Origin of the sequence: Alteribacter keqinensis (assembly GCF_003710255.1) — a bacterium.
Classification (GTDB): domain Bacteria; phylum Bacillota; class Bacilli; order Bacillales; family Salisediminibacteriaceae; genus Alteribacter; species Alteribacter keqinensis.
In genome coordinates this window covers 438,956-451,199 of record NZ_RHIB01000003.1, presented here as the reverse complement: position 1 = coordinate 451,199, position 12,244 = coordinate 438,956, and the positions used below count along the sequence as shown (strand labels likewise).

Here is a 12,244-nt window from a genome sequence, read left to right as displayed (position 1 = left end):
CATCTCCCTCCCGCAAATAAGAACGATTACGCTTTATAATTACGTCGTCTATTGTACGTGCAGCGCTTCAAATAATCAAACAAACGTGCCCTCTTTGACAGATTTAACGTATGTAAGTATGATAAGCTACATAAATAGTAATGATTACGATTTAAGGAGTTTTACTATGACTGCAACTCACTATGATGTGATTATCGTTGGCGCAGGTCCTGCCGGGGTGGGACTTGGGTCTCTTTTCAAGCAAACTGGACTGGAGAATTTCACGATTTTGGAGAAAAACGAGGTCGGCAGCACTTTTTTAAACTGGCCGAAAGAAACGAGACTGCTGACTCCCTCATTCCCGGGGCACGGATTCGGGCTTCTCGATTTGAATGCTGTCGTTCCGAGTACATCTCCCGGCTATGCCTATGACCGGGAACATCTGAGCGGGGAAGATTATGCTGATTACTTGAAGCGGATTGCCGATCACTTTGAGCTTCCTGTTCAAACGGGAATCACCGTTGAGCGCGTTCATAAAGAAAATGAGAGGTTTTTCGTTGAAACATCCTCTGGTGTTTTCCAGAGTGAGTTTGTGGTGTGGGCAGGAGGAGAGTATCAATATCCTGAACGCCATCCTTTTCCAGGGGCCGGACATTGCGTTCATTCAAGTGATGTGGGCAGCTGGACCTCTGTTCAGGAGGGACACCACTACATTATCGGTGGCTATGAAAGCGGAATTGATGCGGCTTATCACCTTGTTTTAAGCGGAAAGGAAGTTACCGTTCTTGCCAAGGGAGAACCGTGGAACAACGACGATCCTGACCCGAGCGTCTCATTATCTCCTTTCACGAGTGAGCGGCTTGATGAGGTTATTGACCGTGATGAGCTTACCCTGTTAGGTGACGCCCAAGTCGCAAAGGTAGATAAAAAAGGTGAGCGTTTTTATATTCACTTACTTTCAGGGGAAGTGATCGAATCAGAGACCGTGCCTTTTATTGCTACAGGATACAAAAGCAGTCTCACCCTTATTTTTGAGCATTTTTACTGGGAAGATAACGGTAATGTCCGTCTTACGGAGTCAGATGAATCCACGGTCACAGATGGTCTGTTTCTTACAGGTCCCCAGGTAAAGCATGCTGAGGTGATCTTTTGCTTCATCTACAAGTTCAGACAGCGATTTGCCGTAATTGCAAAGGAAATTCTTGTTCGTCTCGGTCTTCCCGTTAACGATGAGGTGTTTAATGAGTACCGCAAAGCCACCATGTATCTTGATGACTTATCCTGCTGCGATAACAGTTGTCAGTGTTAGGCCATGAGATCTCACACTCAACAACATCTACAGCCTGTGCAGCTTCCACCTTTCTTTACACAGGCCTGGGTGCTGCTCGTCATTATTTTGATTTATGGGATCCCGATTTTTCTTGCCTATCACTTTGCGTCCTTTATCGAACCTGTCGTTGAATCCTATGTTCTCGAACCGTTGAGTGGCACACTCACAAACATGCCTGCTTTTGTTCAAACACTTTTTATGGGCGACTACGGACTAATCTCACTCGGTACCTTTTCTTTTGTCTGGGCTTTTCCTGTGGTTCTTTTTGTAGGAGTGAGTATTGCCCTTGCTGAAGAAACAGGGCTCCAGACTAAATTAGTGCGGGGAAGCGATCCTCTGTTAAGAAAGATCGGTCTTACGGGGTCGGATTTAGTGCCTGTTTTAACGGGATACGGATGCAATGTGGTGGCCATTATGCAGACAAAAGGCTGTCATGCCTGCAGTCAGAAACACTGTGTTTCCATGGTATCTTTCGGCTCTGCCTGCAGCTACCAGATAGGAGCGACCTTGTCGATTTTCAACGCCGTCCATGCACCTTGGATGTTTATTCCCTACATTGGGGTCCTGTTCGTTGCAGGAGCATGCCATACCCGGATCTGGTACGGGAAACCGCGTGACATGCCATTGATATTCCCGGGGGGTTCACGGCTTCGCAAACCTGCTAAAAGAAGGGTGGTAAAAAAACTGACCGGCATGCTGAATCAATTTTTTTACCAGGCTATGCCTGTTTTTCTCCTGATTTGTTTTATTGCTTTCATGCTGGATAAATTCAAAATCATCGCTTTTGTGATTGGAATACTTGAACCTGTCTTTTCGTTCTTTTCCCTTCCTGTAGAAGCAGCTGTGGCCATTTTCTTTTCTGTGCTGCGTAAAGACGGTATCCTCCTGTTTAACGAAGGGGGAGGCGCCATGCTTGCCACATTCTCTATTCTTGAAATTTTTGTTCTGGTGTACCTTGCGTCCACCCTTTCCGGCTGTTTGGTTACAATCTGGACAATCGGGAAGCAAATGGGGGGGAAAGCAGCCCTTAGTGTTACCGGAAAGCAGGCAACAACCTCCGTTCTTTCCGCACTGGTCATGCTCGTGCTGGTCCGGCTCATAACAGGAGATTTATAGGGGCATTTCCTTATCACATTAACTGAGGTTAAGAAAGGGGAGCAAAATGGAAGACCGGCAGCAAGGTTCACTTCTGCCGGTCTTTTTAAAGGGGATTCGGATATGCTCAAAAGCTTTAAGATTGATTCAAAAGGTAATGACCGGCCTAAATAAATCTGTCAGTCGTAGTCGGACTGTGCAGCCTGAATAAGTGCCTTCGTATAGGGGTGCCGGTGGTGTGAGTACAGCTCATCCCGCCTGTTCCTTTACCAATCACACACGCATATAAGGCAGATCCTTCATATGCACTTACCCGTCATTCACTCCAAGCTCGTTCCACCTCCTGACAATGTTGTCTTTATCTAATTCCAGACCGATTAAGATGAGATAACTCTCTTCTTGAGCCTGCGCTTTCTCCCAGTAGGTTTTCTTCATCACGTGCTGAATGAGGTGGACGTCTGCCTCTCTTTTTACACTGATATACCCTTTTGCCCGAATCAGACCCGGCTTAAGTTCCTTAAATAACGCCTCTGCCGCACGTTTGGATTTAACCGGCTTGGTAAATTCAATTTTCAATGTTTGAATGCGGGAATGGGTGTGTTCATCAGTATTTTTTTCTTCTTTTAACAATGAAAAGGGCTTTCTTTCCCCTTCCATGTTAAATAACAGGTCGTCCAAATCCACCTGGCAGTAACTTGTAAACGTAACCGGTGCAACACTGTTTTCTTTTGAGATCACCCGCTTGATTTTCTTCCTGTTGCTTTCATCCATTTGATCTTCTTTATTGACAATCAGGGCGTCTGCAAAAGCGATTTGCTTGCGCGTTGTCTTCACCATCGCCCTTTCGGCTGTAAAAATGCTGTTGTAGTCGAGAATATTTTCACCATCAAGAACGGATATAACTTTCTTAAGTTCGATATGTTCCATGAGTTCCGGTTCAGCCAATGCATCTGCCACTTCTTCAGGGTCGGCAATACCAGTTAACTCCATTACCATCATATCCGGATTTGTCTCTGCCAATTTCATCACGGCCCCGGACACTTCACTCTTTTTGTTGCAGCACATACAACCATCAAGAAGCTTTTCTACCGGGAGATCACCATCCAGTTCAGAAATCAGCCTTCCATCTGTATCGGTTTTACCGGCTTCATTCATAAGAACACTTAAACTCAGCCCCTTATCCCGGGCTTTTTTAATGATGTCAACCAGCAGGGTCGTCTTCCCGCTGCCTAAGAAACCACTCAGCACAAATACAGGAATTTTTTTCATGATAATCCTCCTCTCCCGATCACAAAACGTAATCATTACGATTCGAATTATGGAGGAAAGGGCCGGCTAATACAAGGGGGGATTGTCCTATTTGTGGTCTCTAATAATCTGATCGCTCAAAAAAGAGACATTTCTGGTGTTAAGTCGTTTAATTGTGTTCCTAACCTGATTAAACGAACGACTAAACTGTTTAAACGAGCAGCTAACCTGTTTAAACGATCGACTAACATGTTTAAACGAGCAGCTAACCTGTTTGAAGCTCACTTCCACCCATAAAAAAACCGCCACCGAAGTGACGGTCCACCATTATTTCATTAGAAAAGCGGCGGCTTCTTCCGCGAAGATGTTAAAATTCTCCGGGAAATCATGGCCGAGTCCTTCAACGACGACGAATTGGCATGGCACGTCGTAATCGAGAAGGAGCTGGTGAAGGGCCCTTTGCTGCTGAAGGTACGGATCGTTTTCGCCTGTGAGGATGTACCCTTTCACTTTGCTGCAGACTCCTTCCTTCAACAAGGATTCATAGGCTTTAAGGTCTTTGATGGACGGGACGACTGCGAAAAAGCAGTGATGGGGAACGGGCTGGTGCCTGAGGGCCAGGTCGATGGCCAGTTTTCCCCCCTGGGAAGCCCCGCACAGCAGGGTCTCTCCTCCGCCCACACTGATCTCGTCAAACGCTTCATATGATTTTTTCAAAACCATAAGAGCTTTTTCCTCATCATCCCAGCAGAAACGGCTGTATCCGTGAACCTGGGACGACTGGGGGAAGCCCATATGCCAGTCTGCAAGTCTAGGTGTGGTTTCGAAATACTCGGAGAAACTCTCGGCATCGTCACCGCGCCAGTGAATGGCGAACAGCCGCTGGTGGCTGAGGGGATTCCCCATGGAGACGAGAACCGGGTCCCTGGTGTCTCTTTCCTCATTATACTTTACCCGGCATCGCGCCACGAACGTCTCAAACCGCGGGTCCTCCTGCAAATCGGCTAGACCCGGCTCTTCTTTTATCCGGTCCGGGTTCCACCAGATGCCTTCGTCCAGGGCTTCAAACCCGATTTCAAAGGCTTTGTCCCTCTCCCCTTCCAGGGCGAACGAACACATTTTCCACATAACCGTACGATGCCTCTGTTTCGGAAAAGCACCGTCGATTTTCTTTACCAGCTTACGTACACCTTCGTAATCCTTTTGTTCAAACGCAGAGAAAGCCTCTCTTTGAAGATCCACAAACCGTCCGTGAGCCTGACTTTTCATAAAGACCCCTCCTGTTGAAAATGAACACTCTTCTATACATAGTTCGGCAGAGGCGAAAAAATCCCCTTTATAAAATAGCCGACAAAGGCATACACGTTTCACCCTCCGGCTTCGTCCTTTGGTCCTATAAACATCGCCCAGATAAATCCAGATGCATGTATTCCTGTTTTACCAGTTCATACACGTCATGAATGAGAGCTTCCATTTCATTTATCGCATCTTCAGGGCTGCCAAGAAGAACGGAGTTAAACCGCTCCACTGCCCTCTCAGGCTTCAGGGCCATTCCCCTAAGTGTTTGGTGCTGCCATTTGAATGCAGGGTGATGAACATACTGCCGGTTCAGTGCAAACAAGATGCCCATCAATTTCGTCTGTACAGACACCATTACGCTAAAAAGCATAAGCCAGTCCTGCCGGTAAAGAAGGGCTTCACGATTATTCCAGCGGCTGCCCAGGTCACTATTTTCCCGGAGCATGGCTTCCCTCAGTTCCGGAGGATAAACCGCTGCTTTTTCTTTCAAGACCGCAATCACACCATCCTCTTCCCTGAGTGTAATCCCATCCCGAACCGTTGCCACCACACACTGCTTATCCAGGCCAGTATCAAACGACAGCGTCACATCCCGGATGAAAGATGATACCGTTTTGGTCAAAAAATTGCTGATCTCCAGCTTAACTCCCTTGGTAATATACGTTTCCGACCATTCTTCATCTTCGTAGGGATAGAAGTCCAGCAGCTGCCCGTCCAAGGCTTTGACAGGAGCCATCCGCTCTTCATCCGTCGGACCTTCCTTCCAGAGGACAAACAGTTCAATATCTGAATAGTCATCATGCCAGTTTCGTGCAACAGACCCCCCGAGTAATACTGACTCCACTTTAGGGTTTTTCTTATAGTGTCTCGAGATCTCCTGAGCCCGTAGTCTAAGGTTCTTCATTTATTTTCCTCCGTCGATCGTTGAATCACTTCTCTGACCGCCGCGACCACCACTTCCGGTTCGTCACGGTGGATATAGTGGCCGCTGTTTTCGGCCATGATGAACCGGCTGTCTGAAGAAATCGTGAGCATCTCATGCTGCAGGGTGTTCCACAGCTTTTGTGCCCCGGCGGAGTAATGATCTTTTTTTCCGGCAGCCAGGACAGTCAGGGAAATGTCCAATTTGACTTCTGTTTTCTTCACCTGGTTCAGGCTCTCCATAAATTCTTCGTAATTTCCTTCGATCACAAACTGCTTTTTGTACGCTATTTGAAACTCCTCCGGCATCACCGGCAGGAAACGTTCTCGGTAATCAACCGGTGTCGCATCCACGAGGACGAGGCCGCAGACGTTTTCCGGATAGACCGAAGCATACAGACGCGCGTTCACTCCCCCAAAGGAATGGCCCACAAGGATATAGGGAGGCTCTATTCCAGCAGCCTTTAGAAGATCATACAGTTCTTTTACCATCTCACGGCTCGTTCTCGGGTTCTCGCTTTTCCCGCTCCGGCCAAGGCCTGCCCGGTCATACCGGAACACCTCTCCCAGCTCGGAAAGGCGGTCTACCACAGGCTCCCACGTGTCTGAGTCTTCCCCGTACCCTGCCTCCAGCACGATCACCGGCTTCTTCTGCCCCATCACTTCCGAATATAATGTAAGCTCTTTAATAAAACCCAAGCTTTGACACCTCCCCACTCATCCAGCCGTCCTTCTCTCTGCTGTTCTCCTCACGAAGGTCCTTGCAGATCTCCTCCACATTCACTTGTCTGTCGTAATACCAGTCAAGCGCCACGTTTTTGTAAAGTTCATTGAGCTGGGCAAACGAGAAGCCGTCCGTTGCCTCCACAAGAGCGTTGATATCTTCGTCTGAAAGCAACTCGGTCAGCTTTTTCTTAATCAAATAATCCGATCGCATGGCGGCTGTCGGGCCTTTCAGCTCATAAGCCCGGTCGAAACGCCCTGCCCGGTTGATCAAAGCCGGGTCAATTTGTTCAGGATAGTTCGTTGTTCCGATCAGAAAAATGCCTTCCTTTGAGGTGGCACCATCCAGTGTATTTAAAAACACGGAGCGAACCAATTCAGGCATGGAATCAATATCTTCGATCACAAGAACCATCGGTGTCATACGGGAGATTGACGAAAAAACTTCCTGAATGGAATAGCTGGATGTAAACTCGGTAATTTGCCAGTACGCCACTGGTGAAGAGATGCTGTTTGCAATCGATTTCACCATCGTTGTTTTTCCGTTCCCGGGCTTTCCGTACAGCAAAAGCCCCCTCTTATACGGAATGTTGTACTGCTCAAAAAATGTCCCGTTCTTCGTGAAGAATTCATCCACGAAACGGAAGATCTGCTTCTTTATTTTGCTCTCCATAATCACGTCATCACGGGTTACATAAGAAGTAATCTTCACTTTCTCCGGCTCAACGCCGTGCTCCATATCTGTAAAAACCGTCACATAATTTTTAATGTATTCCTTCTTCCGCGCCTGAACATAATCCAGGAATTGCTTTATGTCTTCGTCGCTTCCTGCAAAAATAAAGTGGTGAATCATGTCCCCGAAACCGTGCATAAGAGAAGCCTGCGTGAGGGCAACATTGAATTCGGGGTAATAAAACAGCGAATTCAAAATACCAGGCTTGACTGTAAAGCCATGATGTTTTCCACTTTCCTCAGACGCAATCGACCTTGTGGCCACATGATCAACGATGTGGCTTATGAGCTTCACATCGGTCTTCTTCTCCTGCACATCTTCCTCCAGTACCTCCCACATTTCCTGGGACGTTCCGTCCTCTAAGTAAAGGTGATAATCGTCTGTACCTGAATGTTCTTTTATCCCTTCTTTGCATTTTTTTACTAGAAAATTAAGGGCATGCTGATCGGGCATGTGAGCCTTACTTTCCGTGATTGACAGAAGTGTCTTTGTTTTCATGTTCATTTTCCCCATTTAGATAGTAACTGCCATAATATTGTAATAATACCCCACATAATGTAAATGTCTACAGATAGATGGTTTTTTTGACAATATTTCATGGGAAATAAAAGGGTTTTATCCGTTTAGGAGATAAATCTGGTAAATATATCAAAATTATAAGAAAGCAGGGGTTACGATGGGAAGAGTCATAGGATTTGAGATCAGCTGTCAGGATCCGGAGAAAGCTGCGCATTTCTACAGAGAGGTTTTTGGATGGGAGATTGGCGAACCGATGTGGGATTACCGGTCTGTCTCAACAGGAAAAGAAGACGGAAAGGGTGAGCTTAAAGGAGGGATCAGTAAAGGACCGGGCGATTATCCTCATGGCACACGGATTCTGATCGAAGTGGATTCGATCGAGGAGACGATGGCCACAGCAAAGGACCACGGTGCTCAAGTGGTGAGAGAGAAAATGGCGTTTGAGAATTTTTATCTTGCCTATCTTGTGGATCCTACAGGTGTAGGGTTTGGGATCAGGGAGAAAAAATAAGACGATGGAGGAACTTCTGTGAATAAGAACTTTTTGGTGTCAGGATACGTCTTGTTTCTATCAGGATTAGTGTTATTCGGTCTCATGCATGTGGCTATTGCTCTCTACGTCCCTCACTTAGGAGGCTGGGGCGATCCTCCGGGTAAGTTTGTCACGGTCCTTAACGAAATAATGGGATGGGTCCCTTATGTATTGAGCGTTATTCTGATGATCGTTGGTGCTGGAATTCTTCTTGATCAGATGAATAAATGGATCGAACAAAAAGAGAACCAGCAATAGTCAGATAAAAACGCATGTGGTTTCACATGCGCCATTCACATTCAATTACTGATCCATCATGTAGGTGAAGCCCCCGATTAGCGCACCGATAACAATTGCAGCCCCTGCCACAATCATAAGTGTTTTGCCCTGTTTAGGGTCGTGTTTTTTATACAGGTACCCGAATAAAATGCCCAGTCCTCCGAAAAGGATCGGGACGAGTAGGAGTGCTATTAAGGCATTGATATACCCCACTACCAGCATCCACGTTGGTTTGTTTTTTGTTCCTGCTTCTCTCATCTGCTTCTCCTCCTGTATGTAAGTGATTTTTCAGTACATGTCCATTGCTTCATGTCATTCTTCATTTCACATGAATTCGAGTGTAGTACTGAATCAATTATCCTCCTTATTTCCCTAAATCAGGAAGTCAAAACAAGTTAACAGTTTTTTAATAACACTGTTTTCGTATGAATTTTTAGGAACACCCTGTAAAAAAGACCGCAGGGGCATCCATACCCCTGCGGTGCTTCATCAATTACGGTTTTTGACCCTCGTTCAAATCCAGGTCCAATGTGTCCCGTTCTTTTCCACCTACTAACAGCTTCCCGTCTTTAATTTCAAATTCGAGGTCAAACTCAGCATACCCTAAATCCCAACTGTCCACCGCAAGGACTCGGTAGTCACCATCGCTCAACCGGAAGCGGTAAGCCCCTCCTTCAATCCAGCTGTCGTACCAGTCTTCTTCATTCGCAGAAGCCACCGATACATAGCCCTCTTGAACCGGGGTATCTCCTTTATAGACGGATCCACTGAGTGTGACGGGCTGTACTGTTATTTCCAGTTGCTCGGCAGGCTCACCATCAATCAGCAACTGCCTGTCTTTAACAGAGAAGGGCTGATGGGTTCTAAATGAAGTGCCGTCTTCCAGGTACACGTTTTGCACTTCAAAGTCCCCATCGGACAGACGTAACGAGAACATGTTGTTTTCATTCGTATAGGACCAAATGGAGTGATACTCGTCATCAACAGGCGTAATCATTACTTCTCCTTGCACAGGCTGGCCGTCTTCAAGAAGGTAACCTGTCACGGTTACCGGTGGAACATGGATCTCAAGTCTGTCAGTTTCCTTGCCGTCGACGATTACCTTTCCATTCACAATTTCGAACGGAACCGTCAAGAATGCGGAGGTACCATCTTCAAACAAATACACTTCTCTTACACTGTACTTACCGTCGGATAACCGCATCGAGAAGGTGCCGTCATCGTTCAGCCATTTCCACAAATAATCTCCTTCTTCTGAAACGACGACAATTTCCCCGTCTCTTACAGGAGTGCCATCATTCAGAACAATGCCGTGTAAAGAGACCGGGGGTACATCGATATCCAGTATTTTTTGTTTAACACCGTTCACATAAAGCTGTCCATCTTTCATTTCGAAAGAAGTCCGGGCATAAAATTCTTCATTTTCGTCAATCAGATAAACCCAGGAGACCTCATAGAAGCCGTCTTTTAACCGTAACGAAAAGATCCCGTTTTTATCTGTTCTTCCTCCGTACCATGAATACATCCCGTCCTCTGTTTCCCCTTCTACATTCACATACCCGTTCAGCGCTTTTCCGTCATCAAGGAGCCTGCCGGAAAAAGTGATAGGAGGCAGGTGAATGTCTAACAATTCACTGACTGAACCATCATAAATAATCTTCCCGTCTTTAATTTCAAAAGGCAGGGCAACAGAGGTGCTCCGATAACGCTCTTCCACGAAGGTTACCGTATAGCTGCCATCGGCCAGGCGGTATGAAAAGTCACCCTTTTTATCCACCGGCACTGAAAAATAATCGTACCAGTGGCCATCCTCTTCGTGTCTCTCAATCTCCAAGTAACCATGTCCGGCCTTTTTCCCATTATCAAACAGTGTGCCTTTCAGGGTCATATCCGGAACGGCAACGTCCAACCGGGAGACCTCTTCCCCGTCAATATAAAGGGCGCCGTCTGCTACGTCAAACAGGTACGTTTCCCACGCATAGTAGGTATCGTGGAACACACTCAGGCTGTAAGTACCGTCTTCCAGGGCTCTTATGTCATATTCACCTTTACGGTTTGTGTACGTGAATTCGATAAATTCATAGCCGTAATCGTAACCGTAGTCTTCATCATAGTCCTCTTCATCGTAACTGTACCCTGCTCCAACCCTTTCGATAATGATCCCTGCTTTTTCCAGAGGGGTTTTACTGTCTTTTACTACACCGCTGTAGCTCCGTTCGGGAATTGCCACCGTCAAGGATGTCTGCTTTTCCCCGTCTACATAGAGGTTGTTTCCCTCTACGGTAAGCATTCGCTCATATTTATAAAGCCCGCCATTGACTGACACACCGAAAATAAAGTATTCCCCGTCCGCAAGAGAGGCAGAAAACTGACCTTTCTTATTCGTCGAGAGTGTCACAATCTCTTCTTCCGTCTCAGAGATCGTTCCAATCAGAAGGTCTCCCTGAAGTCCTGATGTGCCCTCCAACAGCTGGCCGTTCACGTTCTTTTTCCCCTTATAAGCGGGGCCTTTCACCTGATGGTTTTTCGTAAGGCTGCTCTCACGCCCTTTTGAATCACCAATCATGCCTTCCTCGATCGTAAATACCTGTTCAGTCGTATACCAGTGACTGCCGTGATGCAATCCTTTTAATTTGTACTGCCCGTCAGGAAGGTCTGCATAAAGGTTTCCCATCTGATCCGTCATCCGCTGATGAATCACAGATGGATTTGTCTGTGACTGAATCAGCACAGCCGTATGCTTTAAATCCTGCATCCCATCTTTTAGCCGGCCTTCCTCAAACTGCACCCCGGTAAGATCATCATTGGAGAGACCCTCCGCATGTACACCGGCGATCACGCTTCCCATCATCACAAATACAAAAACAAATAATAAACCCTTTTTCATCCAACCATTCATCAACATCTTCCTCCTGATTATTCAACTTGGCAAAGCCGGATAAAAAAGCACGCTCCTCCCCGCAACAACTGAAATAGAAACATCTGGATAATTCTCCTAATTTCAAAATTTTTCCTTCCTACTAAAGACTTAAAACCCACAAAATTCTTCATGAAGGTTAAATATTTGTAATTTGAAGGAATTCCGAAGAAAAATAGAGAAATATGGAAATGGAGTCTATTAATGAGGATTGAAGGAGAAAAAACATGGAGATAACCATTACAAAAACAGAAGACAAAGAAGACATTAAACATGTGAATGATCAGCTTTTTTACTATAACCTGGCCCACTTCCCAAAGGATTTAAGAGACCGGTATGAGCAGATCAACCTGGTGCTTAAAGACGAATACGGGAATGTAAAGGGCGGGATTTTAGCAGCCGTGTGCTGGAACTGGCTGGAGATCGATACACTCATTGTGGACACTGAACTGCGAAAATCCGGATACGGGACGAAGCTTTTGCAGGAAATGGAGCAGATCGCTTTGGAGAGAAGCTGTGATTTCATCAAAGTGGATACGCTCAGCTTCCAGGCCCTCGGCTTTTATGAAAAACACGGCTATGAGGTGTTCGGGAAAATCGACGGCGTGGGAAGGGACTTCTCCCACTATTATTTGAAAAAAGAGCTGTAGAAAAAGGGGGCGTTTTTCA

General features: G+C 46.3%; 12 protein-coding genes. 5 read left to right on the top strand and 7 right to left on the bottom strand.

The features are described from left to right. Positions 1–166: 166 nt before the first annotated feature. The gene (locus EBO34_RS17565) at positions 167–1,288 is read left to right on the top strand and encodes an NAD(P)/FAD-dependent oxidoreductase (protein ID WP_122901002.1); all 1,122 of its coding nucleotides are present in this window, start codon (positions 167–169) and stop codon (positions 1,286–1,288) included. Between the two features lie 3 nt (positions 1,289–1,291). Next, entirely contained in the window at positions 1,292–2,425 is a 1,134-nt protein-coding gene (locus EBO34_RS17560; RefSeq protein WP_142996809.1) for a nucleoside recognition domain-containing protein, read from the top strand. Between the two features lie 288 nt (positions 2,426–2,713). Here EBO34_RS17560 and EBO34_RS17555 read toward each other — a convergent pair whose 3' ends face one another. From EBO34_RS17555 to EBO34_RS17535, 5 genes are all read right to left on the bottom strand, one after another. Further along, positions 2,714–3,673 carry a CobW family GTP-binding protein gene (locus EBO34_RS17555; RefSeq protein ID WP_183163938.1) on the bottom strand — a complete coding sequence of 320 codons (960 nt, stop codon included), beginning with the start codon at positions 3,671–3,673 and terminating at the stop codon, positions 2,714–2,716. A 306-nt stretch (positions 3,674–3,979) separates the two neighbouring features. Next, a complete protein-coding gene (locus EBO34_RS17550; protein WP_122900996.1) occupies positions 3,980–4,921 on the bottom strand; it encodes an alpha/beta hydrolase in 942 nt (313 codons plus the stop codon). Positions 4,922–5,045: 124 nt separating this feature from the next. After that, positions 5,046–5,855 (bottom strand): DUF4037 domain-containing protein, encoded by an 810-nt coding sequence (locus EBO34_RS17545; protein ID WP_122900994.1) that lies wholly within the window; start codon positions 5,853–5,855, stop codon positions 5,046–5,048. Further along, positions 5,852–6,532, bottom strand: coding sequence for an alpha/beta fold hydrolase (locus EBO34_RS17540; RefSeq protein ID WP_122901422.1), 681 nt, complete (start codon positions 6,530–6,532; stop codon positions 5,852–5,854). The genes EBO34_RS17545 and EBO34_RS17540 overlap by 4 nt, the downstream gene beginning before the upstream one ends. Positions 6,533–6,557: 25 nt before the next feature. Then, the gene (locus EBO34_RS17535) at positions 6,558–7,826 is read right to left on the bottom strand and encodes an ATP-binding protein (RefSeq protein ID WP_183163937.1); all 1,269 of its coding nucleotides are present in this window, start codon (positions 7,824–7,826) and stop codon (positions 6,558–6,560) included. 178 nt (positions 7,827–8,004) lie between these two features. Here EBO34_RS17535 and EBO34_RS17530 point away from each other — a divergent pair, with 178 nt between their 5' ends. Both EBO34_RS17530 and EBO34_RS17525 read left to right on the top strand, forming a co-directional pair. Further along, positions 8,005–8,358, top strand: a complete 354-nt coding sequence (locus tag EBO34_RS17530) for a VOC family protein (protein ID WP_122900990.1) — start codon at positions 8,005–8,007, stop codon at positions 8,356–8,358. 18 nt (positions 8,359–8,376) lie between these two features. Next, positions 8,377–8,637, top strand: coding sequence for a hypothetical protein (locus EBO34_RS17525; protein ID WP_122900988.1), 261 nt, complete (start codon positions 8,377–8,379; stop codon positions 8,635–8,637). 45 nt (positions 8,638–8,682) lie between these two features. On the opposite strand, the gene EBO34_RS17520 is transcribed toward EBO34_RS17525, so the two are convergent. Further along, positions 8,683–8,916, bottom strand: a complete 234-nt coding sequence (locus EBO34_RS17520) for a hypothetical protein (RefSeq protein ID WP_122900986.1) — start codon at positions 8,914–8,916, stop codon at positions 8,683–8,685. 235 nt (positions 8,917–9,151) lie between these two features. Then, complete coding sequence (locus EBO34_RS17515) at positions 9,152–11,557, bottom strand: carboxypeptidase-like regulatory domain-containing protein (RefSeq protein WP_122900984.1); 2,406 nt, start codon at positions 11,555–11,557, stop codon at positions 9,152–9,154. A gap of 245 nt (positions 11,558–11,802) precedes the next feature. On the opposite strand from EBO34_RS17515, the gene EBO34_RS17510 reads away from it, so the two are divergent. Further along, complete coding sequence (locus EBO34_RS17510) at positions 11,803–12,225, top strand: GNAT family N-acetyltransferase (RefSeq protein ID WP_122900982.1); 423 nt, start codon at positions 11,803–11,805, stop codon at positions 12,223–12,225. Positions 12,226–12,244: the final 19 nt, after the last annotated feature.